Source organism: Paenibacillus sp. FSL R5-0749, assembly GCF_038595085.1.
Classification (GTDB): Bacteria; Bacillota; Bacilli; order Paenibacillales; family Paenibacillaceae; genus Paenibacillus.
Map to the genome: position 1 here is coordinate 874,861 of NZ_CP152005.1, position 19,897 is coordinate 894,757.

At 45.9% G+C, this 19,897-nt stretch carries 14 protein-coding genes; 8 read left to right on the plus strand and 6 right to left on the minus strand.

Annotated features, from left to right (window positions below; translation table 11 throughout):
* Nucleotides 1-9 precede the first annotated feature (9 nt).
* Nucleotides 10-5,157: an Ig-like domain-containing protein gene (locus MKY85_RS04020; protein WP_342571841.1), complete on the plus strand. Its 5,148-nt coding sequence runs from the start codon at nucleotides 10-12 to the stop codon at nucleotides 5,155-5,157.
* 317 nt (nucleotides 5,158-5,474) lie between these two features.
* Here MKY85_RS04020 and MKY85_RS04025 read toward each other — a convergent pair whose 3' ends face one another.
* On the minus strand, nucleotides 5,475-5,942 hold the full coding sequence (locus tag MKY85_RS04025) for a DinB family protein (protein WP_342571842.1): 468 nt from the start codon (nucleotides 5,940-5,942) through the stop codon (nucleotides 5,475-5,477).
* Nucleotides 5,943-6,361: 419 nt separating this feature from the next.
* Here MKY85_RS04025 and MKY85_RS04030 point away from each other — a divergent pair, with 419 nt between their 5' ends.
* The gene (locus MKY85_RS04030) at nucleotides 6,362-7,354 is read left to right on the plus strand and encodes a tRNA-dihydrouridine synthase (protein WP_342571843.1); all 993 of its coding nucleotides are present in this window, start codon (nucleotides 6,362-6,364) and stop codon (nucleotides 7,352-7,354) included.
* Nucleotides 7,355-7,677: 323 nt separating this feature from the next.
* Here the strand turns inward: MKY85_RS04030 and MKY85_RS04035 are convergent, their stop codons facing one another.
* Nucleotides 7,678-8,733 (minus strand): ankyrin repeat domain-containing protein, encoded by a 1,056-nt coding sequence (locus tag MKY85_RS04035; RefSeq protein WP_342571844.1) that lies wholly within the window; start codon nucleotides 8,731-8,733, stop codon nucleotides 7,678-7,680.
* Between the two features lie 299 nt (nucleotides 8,734-9,032).
* Here MKY85_RS04035 and MKY85_RS04040 point away from each other — a divergent pair, with 299 nt between their 5' ends.
* Together MKY85_RS04040 and MKY85_RS04045 are read left to right on the plus strand one after the other, a co-directional pair.
* Nucleotides 9,033-9,602: a hypothetical protein gene (locus tag MKY85_RS04040; protein WP_342571845.1), complete on the plus strand. Its 570-nt coding sequence runs from the start codon at nucleotides 9,033-9,035 to the stop codon at nucleotides 9,600-9,602.
* A 164-nt stretch (nucleotides 9,603-9,766) separates the two neighbouring features.
* The gene (locus MKY85_RS04045; protein ID WP_342571846.1) at nucleotides 9,767-10,933 is read left to right on the plus strand and encodes a cobalamin-independent methionine synthase II family protein; all 1,167 of its coding nucleotides are present in this window, start codon (nucleotides 9,767-9,769) and stop codon (nucleotides 10,931-10,933) included.
* A gap of 189 nt (nucleotides 10,934-11,122) precedes the next feature.
* Here the strand turns inward: MKY85_RS04045 and MKY85_RS04050 are convergent, their stop codons facing one another.
* On the minus strand, nucleotides 11,123-11,701 hold the full coding sequence (locus MKY85_RS04050) for a GNAT family protein (protein ID WP_342571847.1): 579 nt from the start codon (nucleotides 11,699-11,701) through the stop codon (nucleotides 11,123-11,125).
* 75 nt (nucleotides 11,702-11,776) lie between these two features.
* A complete protein-coding gene (locus MKY85_RS04055) occupies nucleotides 11,777-12,511 on the minus strand; it encodes a TVP38/TMEM64 family protein (RefSeq protein ID WP_342571848.1) in 735 nt (244 codons plus the stop codon).
* A gap of 159 nt (nucleotides 12,512-12,670) precedes the next feature.
* Here MKY85_RS04055 and MKY85_RS04060 point away from each other — a divergent pair, with 159 nt between their 5' ends.
* A complete protein-coding gene (locus tag MKY85_RS04060; protein ID WP_339239549.1) occupies nucleotides 12,671-13,363 on the plus strand; it encodes a response regulator transcription factor in 693 nt (230 codons plus the stop codon).
* Nucleotides 13,356-14,699: a HAMP domain-containing sensor histidine kinase gene (locus MKY85_RS04065; RefSeq protein WP_342571849.1), complete on the plus strand. Its 1,344-nt coding sequence runs from the start codon at nucleotides 13,356-13,358 to the stop codon at nucleotides 14,697-14,699. Before MKY85_RS04060 ends, MKY85_RS04065 begins: the two co-directional genes overlap by 8 nt.
* A gap of 84 nt (nucleotides 14,700-14,783) precedes the next feature.
* Here MKY85_RS04065 and MKY85_RS04070 read toward each other — a convergent pair whose 3' ends face one another.
* Nucleotides 14,784-16,319 carry a carboxylesterase family protein gene (locus MKY85_RS04070; RefSeq protein ID WP_342571850.1) on the minus strand — a complete coding sequence of 512 codons (1,536 nt, stop codon included), beginning with the start codon at nucleotides 16,317-16,319 and terminating at the stop codon, nucleotides 14,784-14,786.
* Between the two features lie 114 nt (nucleotides 16,320-16,433).
* Between MKY85_RS04070 and MKY85_RS04075 the strand changes: the two genes are divergently transcribed.
* Nucleotides 16,434-17,243, plus strand: coding sequence for an AraC family transcriptional regulator (locus MKY85_RS04075; protein WP_339239552.1), 810 nt, complete (start codon nucleotides 16,434-16,436; stop codon nucleotides 17,241-17,243).
* A 205-nt stretch (nucleotides 17,244-17,448) separates the two neighbouring features.
* On the opposite strand, the gene MKY85_RS04080 is transcribed toward MKY85_RS04075, so the two are convergent.
* Nucleotides 17,449-18,612, minus strand: a complete 1,164-nt coding sequence (locus MKY85_RS04080; RefSeq protein WP_342571851.1) for a glycoside hydrolase family 27 protein — start codon at nucleotides 18,610-18,612, stop codon at nucleotides 17,449-17,451.
* Nucleotides 18,613-18,997: 385 nt separating this feature from the next.
* Here MKY85_RS04080 and MKY85_RS04085 point away from each other — a divergent pair, with 385 nt between their 5' ends.
* Nucleotides 18,998-19,705 carry a DNA alkylation repair protein gene (locus MKY85_RS04085; RefSeq protein ID WP_342571852.1) on the plus strand — a complete coding sequence of 236 codons (708 nt, stop codon included), beginning with the start codon at nucleotides 18,998-19,000 and terminating at the stop codon, nucleotides 19,703-19,705.
* Nucleotides 19,706-19,897: the final 192 nt, after the last annotated feature.

Consider the following 19,897-nt stretch of genomic DNA (forward strand, 5'->3'; position numbering starts at 1 on the left):
AGACATGTAATGATTTCAGTGGGGGGAGCAAGTAAGAAATACGGAAATTTTCGAAGAATGGCACATCTGTTTCTAGCCATCATTCTTTTTATACCATCTTTAGTGATTGGGGGCGGTGTAACTTCGGCGGCATCCGGCTGGTCGATCATTGATGGGAATGGAGCAACTGGCATTAATGTAAATTCAGCCATGAGGGGTGAAAAACCTGCCATAGTGGAATGGAATGGTGAGATTTATGTGGCATGGAAAGAAACGATTCCGAGTACGCCTACAATTAGCCAGATCAGAGTTAAAAAGTTTAATGGCTCAAACTGGATTAGTGTTGACGGCGGTCACCCAACATATGGTCTGAATTACGATTTAACCAAAGATGTCGTATCTCCGACCCTCGCCGTGTACAATAACGCTCTATATTTGTCTTGGACGGAAATGAAAACTTCTTCTATTGGCCAGATTCGGGTCAAAAAATATGATGGTACGAGCTGGACAAATGCTGAAGGAGGAAGCACAGAAGGAATTAATGAAAGTCCCTCCGTAAGCGCGGGTACTCCCAAGTTGGCTGAATACAATAATGAGTTGTACGCAATCTGGACAGAAGCAGCTAAGATTCGCGCTAAGAAGTATAATGGCGTCACGTGGACAAGCCTTGACGGGGGCGGAGCAGATGGGTTGAACGTGAGTCCAGGCAGTGGAGCAGGTAGCCCCGTCATGGCTGTATATGGTAATGATTTATATGCTCTATGGTCTGAAAAAGTGGGTACCGGCTATTATTCGGTGCGTGCTAAGAAGTATGATGGCAACAATTGGACAGTAGTCGACGGTGGAGTTGGATTGAACAAGGTTAGTTGGAACAACGCAATAACCCCGGTCTTAAGTGTTATCGATGATCATCTGTATGTAGCATGGGTAGAAGCCCGCGGTGGTCAATATAGCACGGATGATCAGATCCGTGTCAAAAAATTTGACGGCATCACCTGGACTAATATTGATGGAGATGGCGAATATGGTATCAACGTAAATATAGGGATGCGTGCTTTTGAAGTTCAGTTAGCTAGTTTGAATAATGAATTATATGCCACTTGGTCCGAAAATTCAGGAGAATGGGTAAGCGGAGTTCCCGTTTTCAAGATCCGCATAAAAAAGTATAACGGCAATGGATGGGCTCTAGCCGAAAATGGAAGAAATGGTGGCTTGAATGCTTTTGCAACTAAAACCGCCAGAAATCCTGCCATAACAGCAATGAATGGAGCGCTGTATGCGGTGTGGGACGAGGATGACAGAAAAGTGGTAAATATAAGGGCAGCCCAATTCACGCCGCCGCCTCCACCAAGCGTCACCAGTGTAACTGTGAGCCCGATCACGACAAGTACGATGCAGGGTGGAAGCAGGCAACTATCGGCTGCTGTTAACGCCGTAGGAGAGGCGCCAACAACGGTGACATGGAGCAGTAGTGATGCAACGAACAAGGTCGCAGTTAATGCTACGGGTTTAGTTACAGTTGCACGGGACGCAACACCAGGTAATTACATCATCACGGCGACTTCCACGTTCGATAGTACCAAGACAGCTACATCAACCGTTACGGTGACATATGCACCAGCAGTTCAGAGTATAACCGTTAATCCAAGTACGGATAGCCTGATGCAGGGTGAGAGCACCCAGTTAACGGCAACGGTAGTTGCCGTAGGTGGAGCGCCAGACACGGTAAGCTGGCATAGCAGTGATCTCAGTAACAAAGTAACGGTAGATGCAACGGGGAAGGTTAGTGTAGCATCGGATGCTGCACCGGGCGACTACACCATTACAGCATCTTCCACTTATGATACGGGTAAGAGGCAATCAGCGGTCATTACGGTTACCTATGCACCAGCTGTTAATAGCGTTAGTGTTAGCCCAGATACCGACAGTTTGATGCAAGGAGAGAGCAGACAACTGGTCGCAACGGTAAACGCTGTAGGTGGGGCGGGAGCAACGGTGACATGGGCCAGCAGTGATACGGATCACAAGGTTGAGGTAAGCGATACCGGCTTCGTGACGGTTGCCCCAGACGCTATGCCAGGGAACTACACCATTACGGCAACTTCGACGGTAGACAGCAGTAAGGTGGGTACAGCAACCATTACGGTGACGTATGCACCAGCAGTAAACGGAGTTATCGTTACGCCTGATCCAGCAAGCATCGTGCAAGGAGATGGTACACAGTTAGAGGCAATCGTTGAGGCAGTCGGTGGAGCTTCGACGGAGGTAACATGGAGCAGCAGTGATCTAACCGGCAAAGTCTCTGTAAGTAATACCGGCTTCGTAACGGTTGCAGCGGATGCTGTACCAGGGGATTATACGATAACAGCTACATCGATTGAAGACAGCAGCAAGATGGGAAGGGCAACCGTTACCGTGATGTATGCGCCAGCTATTCACAATATCGCTGTCAATCCGGAAAATGCTTCTGTCGCACAAGGAAGAACCGAGCAACTCACTGCCACGGTAACTGCGGTAGGTGGAGCCGATTCTTCCGTGATGTGGACGAGCAACGATTCCAGCAACAAGGTAACCGTAAGCAGCATGGGAAATGTTAGCGTTGCTTCCGATGCCGTGCCAGGTGACTATGTGATTACAGCGACATCCGTGTACGATCTAACCAAGGTTGCAACGGCAACCATTAAGGTGACGTATGCACCGGCCGTGAACAGCGTCACGGTTAATCCGATTACGGACAGCCTTATGCAGGGAGAGAGCAGACAACTGACGGCAACGGTTGATACCGTAGGCGGAGCGGATGTAACGGTGATGTGGAGCAGTAGCGATGCAACCAACAAGGTGAAGGTCAGCGATTCCGGCTATGTTACGGTAGAAGCCGATGCCGAGCCAGGGGAATATACCATTTACGCGACCTCAACAGCAGATATCAGCAAAAAAGGCAGCATGGTTCTTACGGTGACAGCAGCTCCAACGTATACGATTGCTCCAATTGAAGATCGCACATTGGAACCGCTCATGCTCGATTATGAATCCGGTACTCAGGAAACGAACAGCGTATCCATTCAGCATACGGGAACAGGAAATCTGGTTCATTTATCTGCCTCTCTGAGCGGGCATGATTCGGATGCCTTTGTTATTACGCAGCCGGATGCTGAATTGATCGCTGGAGATCAGACAGAGTTCACTCTCCGTGCCAAGGACGGATTGCCCGCAGGAACATATACAGCAACGGTTACGTTGACAGCAGATCTGATGGTACCAGTCACTTTCAAAGTAATACAGGCCGTAAATCTGCCTAATGCGCCAGCCAACCCTCGGAATCTGACAGCCGAACCTGGGGATGGTCATGTCACGTTGAAATGGGAAACGGAACCCGATGTAGAGTACCGAATTTACATGGCAACAGATGATGATCCTGATCATAGGGTTGAAATCACAGCCGAGGCATCATCACCTTATACCATTCCTGAGTTGGTTAACGGCAAGACATATTACTTTGTTGTAAAAGCAGAGAATAAGGGAGGGCTTAGTGAAGCCTCCAATCAAGTAAGTGTAATTCCATCAAGCGTTCCGGGATCGCCAACAGATGTGACAGCGACATCGGGCAACGGACAAGCGACCGTAAGATTTGCAGCGCCAGTCCATGATGGTGGAAGTCCAATTACGGGATACGAAGTGACTGTATCGCCTGGGAATACGATAATTACAGGCAGCACTAGTCCAATAACAGTACCGGGATTGAGTAACGGAATAAGCTATACGTTTACGGTGAAAGCCATTAACGGTGCAGGCAAAAGTACAGATTCGACTAGGTCCAATGCAGTTGTGCCTGCAGCGGCCTCTGCTCCGTCAACCAACCCGCCTGTAACACAAGCTCCATCAAACCCACAGTTAACGCCTGTCACACCACCGACAACAACACCAACTACAGGCGTCAATATTTTGGTTAATGGAAAAGTGGAAAATGCTGGACAAGCGATCATATCCCGGCGTGACCAACAAACCGCATTGACAATTGTAGTAGATCAGCAGAAGCTGAATGACAGATTGGCAGAGGAAGGACAACACGCGGTTGTCACAATTCCTATTAATCAAACGTACGACGTTTTTGTGGGTGAGTTTACAGGCGAGATGATTAAAACGATGGAAGATTATCAAGCTATTCTCGAATTCAAAACAGAGCAGGCTTCGTACACTGTTCCTGCTGGACAAATCCGCATTGGGGAGATTGCGAGCCAAGTTGGAGTGTCTAATGACTTGCAGGAAATCAAGGTACAGATTGAAATTGCAGCTCCGACCTCAGTTCAATCGGACATTGTAGATCGCGCAGTCGCTCACAATGATTTAACTCTGATTGCTCAGCCGCTTAATTTTACAGTTAATGCCGTTTATGGTGACAAGTCTGTTGAAGTAAAAAACTTCGATGCATATGTCGAAAGAACGATAGCTATGCCAGAAGGCATAGATCCGAACAAAATTACAACTGGCGTTGTCGTGGAGCCAGACGGATCAGTTCGTCATGTCCCGACCAAAGTACGTCAAAACAATGGCCGATACGAAGCTCAAATTAACAGCCTGACTAATAGCACATATGCAGTAGTGTGGCATCCATTACAATTTACAGACGTAATGCATCATTGGGGTAAAGAAGCTGTAAATGATATGGGATCTCGCATGATTGTGGAGGGCGTTGGCAATGGTATCTTCAATCCTGATCGAGCCGTGACTCGTGCAGAGTTCGCTGCCATCGTTGTTCGTGGTCTGGGACTTCGTCCGGAGAATGGGGAAACTCCATTTACGGATGTGAAGACTGAGGATTGGTACAATGGTGCTATCCGCACAGCACATGCATATGGGCTGATCAACGGCTTCGAGGATGGTACTTTCCATCCTAACGAAACGATTACAAGAGAACAAGCGATGGTTATATTGGCGAAAGCGATGACGATTACTGGATTAAAAGATAGCCTGAACGCAGAGTCTTTAGATGCCACACTCCAGATGTTCCAAGATGAGACTACTGTATCCTCATGGGCACGCATCAGTGCAGTGGACAGCGTGAAGTACGGTCTTGTGCAGGGTCGCAGCCAGTCTTTATTGGCGCCAAAAGGTAAGATCACACGTGCCGAGATTGCCACGATCATGCAGAGATTGTTACAGAAATCGAATCTAATCTAGGTGGTAATCGATAAACTTTTGGATGATTCGTAAGGTACAGTCCGGGGAAGCTAGAAAAGCGGAATGAGTGCTAATTAGTGCTCATTCCGCTTTTTTCCCATTCAGGGTGTACAGTTGGATTCATAATATATCTAATCTTCCTGATTTCCCGGTATGAAAACACGTTTCATAAAGAGAGAAGATGAAGCCTAGCAAGATATTCATTATCTTTAATGTGTCGAAAAAAAGGCATAACAAAAAAGCCTATACTTGATAAGAATTCAGTAGAATGGCATACCGTTGATCTATTTTGTTAAATAGATGATTCCAGGCTCATTTTATTTTGCTAAATTCATTTTGGGCGGGATGTATCCGAGTAGTCTGGCTATTTTTGCGATTTGTCCCCGATGATGGAATTCATGGGTTGTGCAATGTGTAAAAAGCCATAATTCACTTAATTCGGCGGTTTCACTCATCCAACTGGATTGAATGTCGGGGTTCCAGTTGCTTCTAAAATTCTGCAGGAATTCGTTAACGAGTAAGTCTGTCGCCTCAAATAATTTACGCATCTGCTGAACATTTTGGATGGATTCTGGTTTTATTTTGGGCATGGATCGCCCAAGACCACGCACACCTAACCATACGCGATAACAATCTGTAACATGAACATGCAGGTTACGAATTGAATCTCCACCTAAAGCTTCTACCGGTTTAATATACGCTGTGGGGGACATGTTTTCACACATTCGGAAGAGGGATTCCCTTGTCCGTTTAATCATTTCGTACTGACTTTTTAGTACATCCATGTTTATTGATCTCCTTTCTAACTGTACTGTCTGTTGTATGTTAAACTGCAATCTCGAGCAAGGTCTGACACTGTCTGATTTTAATTAAAGATTACATGTATCTATAATATATATGATATATTATGATGTCAAACATATATAGCTACTCCTTGATGGGTTAAATAAAGTGAATGCATAGGAATGAACAGATGGAAAAAAGAAGTTAGTATAAATGTGGATAATGAAGTTGTCTTGCGCCAAGCAGTGGTTTTATAATGGTACATTCAAGATATTTAGATATCCATTCCTACGTAGTCGACGTTGTTTATTCAGGCTGGCGGGAGAAGTATGCTTCTCTCGGGGGTGTGATATAATCGGTTACAGATGATTTAATTTTCGGGATAAAGAAGTTCCCTAGTATGCATAGAGAGGTTTTGGATATGACGAAAGACAATTTTTGGCGTGAATTGCCACGACCATTTTTTATATTGGCACCGATGGAGGATGTGACGGATGTTGTGTTTCGTCATGTGGTAAGTGAAGCAGGACGACCAGATGTATTTTTTACGGAATTTGCGAACACGGAGAGTTATTGTCACCCGGAGGGGCACAAGAGCGTGCGTGGGCGTTTGACATTTACAGCAGATGAACAGCCGATTGTGGCTCACATCTGGGGAGATAAACCGGAATTCTTTCGTGAGATGAGTATTGGCATGGCGAAAGAAGGCTTTAAAGGTATCGATATTAATATGGGCTGTCCTGTAGCGAATGTGGCTGAGAATGGAAAAGGAAGCGGCTTGATCTGCCGCCCGGCTCTTGCGGCGGAGATTATTCAGGCGGCGAAGGCCGGAGGACTGCCAGTCAGTGTAAAAACGCGTCTCGGATTCACGGAAGTCGACGAATGGCGCGACTGGTTAACTCATATTTTGCAACAGGACATCGTGAATCTGTCCATCCACTTGCGGACGAGAGAAGAAATGAGCAAGGTAGACGCTCACTGGGAACTGATTCCGGAGATTAAGCAGCTTCGTGATGAGATCGCACCGAATACACTTCTGACGATTAACGGGGATATTCCGGACCGTGAGACAGGCGTTAGACTCGCGGAGCAATATGGTGTGGATGGCATTATGATTGGACGCGGTATTTTCCAGAATCCGTTTGCGTTTGAGAAGGAGCCGAAGGAACACAGCAGTGAGGAATTGCTTGATCTGCTACGGCTGCATCTGGATCTCCATGATCAATATTCAGGACAGGAGCCACGTTCGTTCAGCGCGCTTGCCCGTTTCTTTAAAGTCTATGTCCGCGGATTTCGAGGAGCAAGTGAACTCAGAAACAGCCTAATGAACGCCAAGTCGACAAGTGAAGTTCGTACGCTGCTCCATGAATTTGGAAATAAGGATCAAGTTGAGGCGGAGGAACGTGGGATTTAAGTTTCCGAGTTCGGATAAAGAACGGACGATAAGTAAGGTTAGTTTTGGTGTGGGCAAGCGTCATACTCCGGTCAACAAACTAACAGGGATTGAAGAGTTACGTTATTTAGGAGTACTTCCAAAGTGGGAAATCATGAGGGTATCCCGATATATTAGCAACTTCATCCACGGTAGGCTCTCAAGCCATGTCGAGTATTACTCGCACTTAGTCAGGAAAGAGTAGTAGTTATGATGTATTGACGATTATTAAGAAAATAACAGCTAAAAAAGAAGCGGGAATAACTCCGCTTCTTTTTTAGCTGTTGTCGTCTATCCTTGGAACGTTAACGCGTATACTCCGGTTGGGCCATGGCGATCGGCTGAGGGTTCGTTACTACCCATAATACCGCCAACTCGGATAATCTGGCAGGCGCATCAAAATCATATCCATCATGAAGCCTGCTGACCAAGTCTGATGCTTCTTGGAGAAGTGCCGGGGTGAGTGGCTCACCAGTGCCCAGGTGACGAATCAGTGCATCCAGCATCTTGCGATACTCGCTATCCCAGTTACCTCCGCCATTATCTAATACTTCATGAGACACGCGCCCTGTGATGCGGATCATCTCTCCCTGCACCGTTTGCGCATGTCCCTGGGCCGGGACAAGATATTCCCACAGCTCTTGGTGCTGCTTGGGCCAGGTGGTTTCTTTTACCTGAATGGGGGTGGTTCCATCGTGCATGATCCGATTCGCGACCGGCTCAACATTAAATAACGGGTACAGTTTAATCAGCGCGTCTGAAACTCCATCGACCTTGTCCTTATTGAACTTCTCACGGGCGAATTCAAAATCCTTACCGATCCGCTTCACCGATTCTTTCATATCCGGGGTGAGCGATGCTCCGGCATCCAGCAGAATTGCGGCAATCTCCGCTAGATTGACAATATCACTATTCCTGCAATTGACTAAGCCCTTGGCTAATGGCGTATTTCCCTGTTTATTTTCTACGTTAATCGCAGCGCCATGGTTTACCAACGCTTGAACCACTGTGGTTCTATATCCACTGACCGCTGCATGTAAGGGTGTTTCATTTTGGTAGTCCACAGCGTCCAGATCCGCACCTAATTCAAGAAACAGGGCTACATTTCCTGACCAGTGTGAGGCATGGGCATGTAAAGGCGTGCGTTGATATTTGTCACGTGCATTAATATCTGCCCCTTGCTCTACTAGCCAGCCGACCACTTCATCCGATATTTGACGAAAGCTGAGGGCTGTACCTTTGCTATAGCCCCCACGGGCATCCCATTCACATTGCTCGAATACTTCTTTTACAGCAGAAATATCATTATCTTTAACGAGTTTTTCCATATGAGCAGGTAAGGTTGCTTTCTTCTTAGCCATTTAAAATCCCTCTCCTTGTGAATGACATCGTATTTTCGTAATGATAGGCAATGATAGATGGATAGAAAGCAGATAATTTCTGCAAGTTTATCACATGAGGAATGTTAAACCAATTACTGGATTTAATCTGCGGATACGACGAACAGAGGGATTGAATCTGTTTTCAGATTGAATAGGGGACTTTGCTTTGTTTGGCTATGTTATAATTTTAGATGAGTTTCCGTAGGATTGATGGATTGAAAAGTATATAAAATGATCACCGCAATACGTGCGGTAGGCTTTTGATAATAGGAGGATCTATGTCCTGGAGTAAACTGAAGCAACAATTAGAGAGTTTTCTTAGTCCCGCGTTAATTGGAAAAGTGGAGTATCGTGCAACCAGCTATCGCTATGCCCCTGATAAATCAGGCAATTGTTACATTACCGTAGATCAAAAGAACATCCTGAATATGAGTGATACTTCAACGCCGATCCGTTGGTATCAGACGGAACAGGAGATTAAGAACGACCCTAACATTCTCATTCCTGTAAGTGAAGATGAGATTGAAGTTATCCGGCAAGAGTCCAAAGGCAATATCCCCGAGGATCGATTGCATATCATGGCAAGGAGCAGAAAAATCTCCGTACATGCCAAAGCGCTTTTGGGGGCACAGGCTGCACTCAGTAAATCAAATTTTACCGTTGCAGCTACCACATATTTATCTACTTCTATAGAAGATAATCTGGAGAGCAATGATATTTTGTATAATGTTCTGGCTTTAATGGACAGACGGGTTGGCAAAAAACGAATTCTGAACATGTCCGAGCAGATCAAATTAAAACATCCAGCGGTGCAATATTTCTATGAACTGCGTCGTCGTACGGTGTGAAATTTAAATAACTGTCATGGATAGAGATACACTGTGACGAATTCAATGAAATCTGCTAACAAGTGGGTATAGCTTTTAACTATAACCAGTTATGGTTTTTAAGTATCCCTTCTAACTGCTCTCGGCGTGATATGATCATGGTATACAACGAGGGGGTAATTTACATGACTGACAAGTTCCAGATCGTAGGAAGTTTATTGCGGCCGGAAGAGCTGCTGAAATATAAAACGCAAATTGAACATAACGATGATATCCAATATCCGTTCTATGAAAACTACGAAGGATATGAGAAGTGCGAGACGGAGGCTATCAAACAAGTTGTAGCCAAGGAGATCGAACATAACTTGTCCGTTGTTACCGATGGTGAATTCTCCAAATCGATGTGGCATCTGGACTTTGTATGGGGATTTGGCGGTGTGAAGCGTTACATCGCGGATCACGGCTATTTCTTCAGAGATGTGGACGGAACTTCGAAGTATGAAACACGCAAAGATATTGGACTGCGCATCACGGACAAATTAAGCGGAAAGAATCATCATTTCATTCAGTTGTTCCAACAACTGCAAGACACGGCGGGTGACCAGCAAACGAAACTTTGCGTACCATCGCCATCCCATATTTTCGGTGAACTCTCCTGGTCAGATAACATTGGGGGTACAGATTCCGTTTATCAGAACAAACAGGAGCTCAAAGAGGGCCTAGTAATCGCGTATAAGGAATTCGTCGAAGAATTCGCTGCAGTGGGCGGTAAAATTCTGCAATTCGATGATTGCTTGTGGGAACTGTTTGCAGACGACAACCCGAACTCTCCATTTACAGGGGAGCATATTAATCAAGATGAAGTACAAGGTCTCGCTTCTGAATTCATTGATATTAACAATACCGTGATTGACTTCGGACATAGCCTGGGCTTGAAAATGTGGACACATAACTGCCGCGGTAATTATGATTCCCGTAACATGGGCGGTGGATCGTATGTGAAAATCGCCAATCTGTTCCTGAAGCAATTGAAGTATGACCGTTTCTTCCTGGAGTGGGATGATGATCGTGCGGGTTCCATCGAAGCTCTGGAAGTGTTCAAGGACAGACCGGAAACGGAAATTGTATTGGGTTTGCTTTCCTCCAAAACGAGTACCCTTGATGATGAAACACGTGTTGTCCGTTTGCTGGACGAAGCATCCAAAATCCTCGATAAGGATCGACTGCTGCTGTCTCATCAATGCGGCTTTGCATCCTGTGATGGCGGTAACGAATTAAGTGAAGCTCAGCAATGGGCGAAGATTGATCAAGGGCAGAAGATTGCAAAGCAATATTGGGGCGGCACCGTCTAGGATTCAAGTTGAATGTATTGTGACCGTATAAACACATTGCTCGATCAATAGTGTTCTGCGCGATAATAAAACGGCGACTTTTCCTCTGGAATCTATCCAGGGAGAAGCCGCCGTATTTGTTGTGGAACGTACGCATGGTTACGTTCTCATGTCTATAATCTTTTTACGAATGATGAGGCTTGTAAGGCTTTATTTCTGTACTTCACGCTGTGCCAGCCATTCCTTTTTCAACAGTGCATATTGATACGTATTTTCATATTTCGGTGTGCCGTCCTCATTTTTGACAAATGAAATGAACTCCAAAAAAAGACCTTCCCGGCGCATGCCCAGCTTCTCACACAGTTTCTGGGAACGAAAGTTATCATCCTCGACATAGGCGTACACTCTTCTTATTCCCTGTTCCATAAAGAGGTGCTCGATGAAAGCATTAGCGCTTTCACTTGCGTACCCCTTCCCTTCGAATCTTCCATTAAAATTCCAACCAATACTATACGTATCTGAATTCGAATCCTTATCTGTATCAGGATCCTGATCTTCCCTCATGCCAAACAGCTCACCGATCAGCTCGTTACTGTCTTTCAGGCAGACTGCGATTTGGGAATCGTCATTGCTTCTTTTTGCGACCTCCGCCGCCGCGTCTTCCAGTGTTGAAATTCGGTGATCCATAAAGCAATTCACTCTGGGATTTGCTGTGTATTCCAACAGTCCGGCTGCGTCTGTTGCGGTGAAATTTCGTAGGATTAATCGATTGGTTTCAAGGTTTTGCATGAGATATACCTCCAGTGTTCATATCAATAGATTGGCTTTGTTCGTATTGTATTTCTTTTCATTCTACCAAACACACTATTCTTTACTATAGCTGGGTGTAGCTTTGAGTTTGGCTTTCGTTCTGGTTGTGTCAGACCGGGAGAACAATCCCACCAATTTCTCCCTATAGATATAACCGAGCACGAACCCGATTACAGCGATAACAGAAATACTAATGGCGATTGTATATTGTTGCATATGAATGGTGGACCCCACGGCGGCAGATGCAATGATCCATGGCAGCCGACCGACGATAAGGATCATGAAGAACTTAAACGAACGAATTGAGGTAAGAGCGGCAACAAACACAAGCATGTCTTTGGGCAAGCCGGGTATCACGAAAAAGATAAATAAAAAAGCGGAGAACTTCTTCTCATCATGTATAAACGACATCCACTTATAATTTTTCTTTTGCAGCAGCCGTGAAATGTAAGCCCGACCGATAAAACGAGTGAAATAAAAGGCGATCGCTGAGCCGAGTATCAAACCTATCGTTGTATACAATGAACCAATGGCTGTACCGTAAATATATCCGCCTGCGACTTGCACCACTTCTCCTGGAATAGGTGCAACCACGATCTGAAGAATCTGGAATAAGATGAACATGATTGGACCCCAATGTCCGGTTGAATGAATATATTCTCTGAAGTTGTCCATGGAAGACATGATTTTAATTATGGCAGGAGAATAATAGACCAGCAGACCAATGAACAACATGAGGAACAGACCCAACAATAGGTTAGTCATTACTTTTTTCGAGGGTTGTGGCATAGCTGACGACTCCTTTGTGTAATAACCTTTAGATATTTACAGTATAAGGCGAAGTTATTAAGAGATAACTACATAACTTCTGAAGAATTCTTAAGTCGATTGTATTTGCTGGTAGTCGCCAATAGCGCATATTATACTGAAATTAGACGGAGGGATCAGATGAGTAAGAAAATTCTAATTGCTGATGATAACAGCGAAATTCGTGAAATTGTAAGGATTTTATTAGAGAGCGAGAATTATGAAGTCATTGAAGCGATAGATGGTCAAGATGCGATTGATAAAGTAAACGAAGAGACGGATCTCATTATCTTGGATATGATGATGCCCAATAAATCGGGCCTGAAGGCATGTCTGGAGATTCGTGAACAAACAAGCGCACCGATCCTGTTTCTCACGGCGAAAACGCAGGATTCTGACAAACAATTGGCCTTTTCTTCCGGCAGTGATGACTTCTTGTCCAAACCCTTCTCCTATACAGAACTCGTTTCAAGAGTGAAGGCCTTACTGCGGAGGTATTACGTTTATCGGGGCAAGGAGAAAACTGAAGAAACGGATCAAATCATCGTTAAAGATCTTACCGTCCATCAGGATTCAAAAGCCGTGTTTGTTGGGAAGAAGGAAATTGCTCTAACTGAAATTGAATACCAGATTTTGCTGCTGCTGGCTAAGAAGCGACGAAAGGTGTTCTCTGCAGAAAACATATATGAGAGTGTTTGGGGGCAACCCTACTTTTATACGTGTAATAACACGGTGATGGTTCATATTCGTAATTTGAGAGGCAAACTGGAGGATGACCCGCAGAACCCTAAATATGTGAAGACCGTTTGGGGGAAGGGGTACAAAATTGAATAGATTACTAATGGGAAAGAAACTGAAGATTAAACTGGTTCTGGCGGTTGTCATCTCTTTGGTCATAGCCGTAAGTACTTTCGTTATTTTACAAGTTGTTGGCGAGACTGTATTGGATAGTTATTTAAGCAAATCCACTTTTGTAGAGAACAGGCAGCAAGATGCGCTTGAACGATTCGAAGCGTTCGTGAACAATCAGAACGTGTCAACACGTAATCATGAGCAATTGTCTGATTGGATAAGTCATGAGCGCTACTTAAATCTGTATATTTTTGCAAAAGAAAAGTTGATATTTTCCTCTAACACGGAGATTGATCCTGCCATTAACGAGGAGCTGTTAACTCAATTTGTACCATCGAAAATACCCATCACCACCATCCATTTTGCGGATCAGGATGCCCAAATATATTTGGTTGGCTTTTATGAGTATCAATATTACAACCTCATTCTGATTATTGGTGTTTTCATAGCAGCTATCGTGTTCATCGTTTCCTTTCTACTGATAATTAATAAGAAAACGTCGTATATTGGCCTGCTTGAACAAGAGATCAAAATACTTGAAGGTGGAAATTTGGAATATTCGATTACGGTATCGGGAAAGGATGAACTGTCATCTTTGGCCCAGAGTATAGATGAGATGAGGAAATCTTTTGTGGAGCGGCTCGGCAGCGAGGAGAGGGTCAGGATGGCCAACCGCGAATTGATCACGGCGATTTCCCATGATTTACGAACGCCACTCACGATTCTATTGGGGTATATGGATATCATAGAGCTCAACAAGTATAAAACACATGAGGATCTGTTGCAGTATATTCATAATAGCCGGGAGAAGGCCTATCAGATCAAAGTGCTGTCGGACAAACTATTTGAATATTTCACGGTATCCTCTGCCGCTGAAGAAGAGGAAATAGAATTTGAAAGGTATGAGGGCAGAGCGCTTATCGATCAACTCATCGATGAACAATTAGTGGTTTTAAACGATATCGATGTGCAGGTTCAGACAGATGCACATCATGAGGAGTTTTTACTTGAAGTCAATCTGGTCGCCATGCGTCGCGTAATGGATAACATATTTTCAAATATTCGAAAATATGCCGATCCAGTGTTTCCCGTTCATATCCAGATTTCTTTGAAGCAACAATGGGTCACTCTTGAGGTGGAGAATAAGATTAAACGTGTTGGCAAAAAGAAAGATAGCAACGAAATTGGGCTCGTTAGTTGTCAGAAAATGATCGAACAGCACAACGGGACGTTGAAGGTGTCACAGGAAGAAGATACGTTTTCACTACAAATTACGCTACCTGTCATCTCCAATAAACCAACACAGACTCATATATAATGGGAAAAGAGAGATGTTATTGTATTAAAAGAGCCATGCATTCGCATGGCTCTTACGATATCGTCAGAGGGCAAGCCTCATGTCTCAAACAACAGGTTCATTCTGTTTCTTGAAATATTGTTCAATGAGAAACGAGAGCATCGGTCCAGGCTCAGCCTGCTGTAATTGAGACTGATCGCCAAATTCCATGAGATACGGCTGTTCCGTAGTACAAGGAATCCAATGAGGCATCCGTTTTCCGGTGGAATCTGGACCGTTCGGGTCACCTGTAGCAATAAAATTGGATAAATAATTGCACATCTGGCGCGCCAGATCATAATGTTTGCCCGTGAAAGGCCGCCAGCACTTGGCCAATGTCTCGAAGAAAAACCACAGATCGACGGAGTGAAAGGTTCCCGGCTGGTCCCATCCCGGAATCTCGGCGTCAAAGTTATAATAATAAAGAGGCGTCTCAGACGCATGACCGCTGTTCGCGCGGATGGCGAGCAGAATGGCATGTTGGATCATGCGTACTGATGCTTGTTGCAAAGCCTGCTCGATTTGGCCGGTCTCGGTCTCACATAGCTTCAAAAAGGCAGGAGCATCCTCGCCGAACAGCTCCACAGCCATCTGTTTCAGTTCTTCCAGATTGGCTGCGGCGGGACGGGTCCAGAATTCGGAAGATGTATGCCCCAGCATGACGGGGATCGCCTCGCGCTCCTGCTGAACAAAACGAGTAAACGGATCGCCTGCGCAGAATTGATCGTCGATGATGGTTCCCCAGAAGCTTTTGTATTCGAGTGCTTTGTCACGGAGAAATTCAGCATCCAGTTGTCTCGCTTCTGTAAGGGAAGATACCCCCAGGAAGTCGAAAAATGCAACCCCGGCCTGCTCTGCATCCCGCAGTGTGGAACGGACAGAAGGCACGCGGACTTTCGGGTACAACTCCGTAGCCATGCCGCTCATAATGACGGCTCGCTGGAACAAGCCCTTATTTTGCGGAGAGGTCATCTGGCTGAGTACACTTCCTCCGCCTGCCGACTGTCCACCGATGGTGATCTGGTCCGGATCACCGCCAAAGGCGGCAATGTTGCGTTTGACCCACTGCGTGCCTGCTTGCTGATCGAGATGACCGAAGTTGGCGGGTGCATGGGGAGATTCAGCGCTAATCTCGGGATGACACAGGAAACCAAAGGCATTCAGTCGATAATTAATCGTCACAACGACAATACCTCTGCGAGCGATTCGTTCGCCATCAAATTCCATTTCGGCCGTATGGCCAACCTGTAGGCCCCCGCCAAAGTACCAGACAAAGACAGGCAACTTCTCGTCCGTGCGCTTGGCGGGTGTCCAGACATTCAGATACAGACAATCCTCGTCCATGGGCAGGTCAGGATCAACTGCCCATTCGCGGGTGTAGATATTGTTATCATCGATGACTGTTGGGGCTTGCATGGAGATAGGGGCAAAATCGAAAGCTTGCAGTACACCGTCCCAGTTCGACTGCGGCTGCGGAGCACGCCAGCGGTTCTCACCTACAGGAGGTGCGGCAAAAGGAATTCCCTTGAAGCTGGTAATCCGCGGATCCGCCGCAGGCAGTCCTTGCACTTGTCCATGTTCTACCGTAACCATTCTAAGCATAACAACAATCTCCTCTCTGGATTTAGGTTGTAAGCGTTACCGAACATCTGATTAACGATATTAAGATAAACCGAACGCGAGAACAGGGTAGCTGTAGAAATGGGGGAATCAAGGTTGAATCCGATTTGGCATGAGAGTAACAGAGCCAGTAATTTGTATTTTATCAGCGGTGGTCACAAGCCAGCTAATTCTCATCAATGGGGGCCAGGCGTGCGTGACGTTTATGCGCTGCATTATATTATCCGCGGTCAAGGGACGCTGGAGACGGGCGGCCGCGTATTTCGGTTAGTTACAGGGGAAAGCTTTATCATATTTCCGCAAAAGGAGATTTATTATTATCCAGACCCGCAAGATCCATGGGAGTATGTCTGGGTGGAGTTTAGCGGTGAGGATGCCGGACGGTTGCTGGGGCTAACGCAGCTTTCAGAAGTACAACCCGTAGTGACGATCTCACCGGAGACACTGCAGCCTTTTTATCACCTTGCCTGGAACGCAGGTGCATCATCCTATGAATTGCTGCGGGCGGATGCGCGTTTGCGTCTGCTGCTCTCCTACTATATGGAGTTTTATCCAAAGAGGCCGCAGGTGGAGGCCAAGGATTATGTCTGGTTGGCGAGAAAGTACATCGAGCAGAACTACTGGAAGCCGACATTGACCGTCACGGAGATTGTAAAGGCAGTCAATCTGGAGCGCAGCTATTTGTTTCGTCTGTTTAAAGGAGCAACCGGCAAGTCTGTTCTGGAGTATATTACCTCCTGCCGAATCCAGCGCGCCTGTGAGCTGCTGAAGACATCAGGTCTGCCGATTCAATCGGTAGCCTACTCCGTCGGCTACAATGATCCGTTATATTTTTCCAAAGTATTCAAGAAATCCACTTCACATACACCAACAGCGTTCATGATGCTGCACCAGACCAAGGCATAACGTTAACGGAACAGGGCGCAGTTCCCGGACTCGCGGAAATAACGTATCAGCTTTTCAATGGGCTCGCGTCCACAGTTCAGTTTCACTCCAAGACAATCGATGCACAGAAATTGCTGGGCAGAGCGCGAGATCAATTTGAGATAGATGCCCACATCGTCTGAAGAGAGCGGGACCTGACAGGAGGTGCATAGGCGATGTTGAGCCATTATTTCACCAGTTTGGCCCGGACGATGAGGCAATCATGTGCTGCGACAACGGGAGCGAAGCGTTCACGGAACACGCCAAGCTCTTTATGTTCCCAGCAGTCGTACAGCGACAGAGCATAACCGGCAGCGTAAGGCAGACCCATATCCCAAAACTGCAAAGACAACTCCCGCTGGCTGTCGCTCAGGTTGAAGAAGCCAATAGCCAGATCACCATCTGTAAGTACCTTCACCAGCATAAAGACATCGTCTGTGTGAAACCATTGCGGCTCTGGTTTAATGCGGTAAGCGCCGCGAGCTTCTACATCCTGATTGATGGCAAGAAGGTCAGGATTCAGGAGAATATCTTTGGTGATCTGGTTAGCCTTGCGCACGTCGCATCCGATCATTAATGGAGAACCCATCATGGACCAGAGGGAGAAGTGGGTTTTATATTCGATGTCGTTGCATCCGCCGATACTGCCAATATAATCATTGTTGCTTCCACCGTACATACCAACGATTAGCATATCCATATCGTTATGGCAGAAGGAGCCGGTGTAGCTTTGTTTCCCCAATTGAGATAGGGCAAGTTCCTTTACTGAGTCCCAGTTGTCGCGGATATCGCCAGTGGAGCGATACATGTGGGCACCCGATTCCCGAATCCAGTCGTATACGTCGTCAGCTCCCCAGTTGCAGGCGGAGAACAGGATATCGCGACCGCAGTTTTTCAGCGCCAGGCTCATTCGTTTGTACAGCAGCTCTCCTGAGATATGTCGTGGCTTGAAGCAATAATCATATTTCAAATAGTCAACGCCCCATTCGGCAAAAAGGGCAGCATCCTGGAATTCATGCTCAAAGCTGCCTGGATATCCGGCACAAGTATGCGTACCCACGCATGAATACATGCCGAACTTCAGTCCTTTGCTATGGATGTAATCAGAGAGCGCTTTCATTCCGCTGGGGAACTTCTCCGGGTCAGCCACCAGGTTGCCACTTTCATCCCGTTCCTTCAGGCTCCAGCAATCATCAATGACGATATACTCGTAGCCAGCGGCCAGATAACCTTCCGATACAAAAACATCAGCGACATCCCGAATTAATTGTTCATTAATATCCCACGTAAAGGTATTCCACGAATTCCAGCCCAGCGCAGGGGCAAAGCCTAATACTTGATTGTTGCTCATGATCTCGCATCCTTCCTCTCCTCAATTTCGTTAACGATACTAAACTGAACATAAACGATGAGCGATGATTCCTGCCATAGCTTAACGTTGCTTGGACATGGACATATGTTGCTCAGCTGTGCTGAGAGGAATGATTGCTTCAATCCAGACTTTGGGCAGGTATTCAGAAGTGGTGGGGAGAAGCATTTAAGGAAGGAAAAATGTCTATCTGCACAGAATTTATGTTATCTTTTCAGGAATCTGTGGGGAATGATACTATGAATACTATGGTCGGTAATCATGCTCGAACAGGATAATGTGTGATTTTCCATCGGTAGTTCGTTAAACATAAGATTCTGTTTGATATGATCAGATATATAAATGATAGGATGGGGAGTGTCACCAAATGAATCTAGATGAAGTGATGCAAGAGCTGGAAGCGCTGGGTAAAGAACGAACGAAAAAAATCTACATCTCCAATGGTGCGCATGAACCGCTATTTGGCGTGGCAACCGGGGCGATGAAACCAATGGCGAAGCGGATCAAAAAGGATCAACCTTTGGCGGAGCAACTATACGAGACGGGAAATTATGATGCGATGTACTTTGCGGGCGTGATTGCCGATCCTCAAGCGATGACGGAAGCTGATTTTGACCGTTGGATCGATGCTGCTTATTTTTACATGATCTCTGACTTTATCGTTGCCGTCACGCTGGCAGAGACGGATATTGCTCAAGAAGTTTCGGATAAGTGGATTGCGAGCGGAGATGAGCTCAAAATGTCAGCAGGATGGAGCTGTTACTGTTGGTTGCTCGGCAGTCGAAAGGATAGTGAGTTTTCTGAGAATAAACTGACGGAGATGCTGGAACAGGTAAAAAGGACGATTCACGAATCTCCGGAACGAACGAAATATTCGATGAACAACTTCCTGTATACCGTTGCAACATCCTATCAACCGTTGCACGATCAGGCGGTGGAGACGGCCAAGGCCGTGGGACCTGTCGAAGTGAACAAGGACATGCCAAAGAGCAAGCTTCTGAATGCCTCAGAGAATATCCAAAAGGCAGTGGAAAAAGGGCGGACAGGGTTCAAGCGTAAATATGTAAGATGTTAATGGCAATCGCTGTAATGTGATAGACTAGAACATCAGGGATGTAACACATACAGGAGGTGCTCGTATGCATGTAAAGAGTGTCTCCCTATTTGTGTTGTTGTGATTATCACGTGCGTGTGTAACTGAAATCCATTAACCGTCAAGCAACAAGTTAGTCAACAAATTCTCTGTCGATCCTTTATACTAATAAAG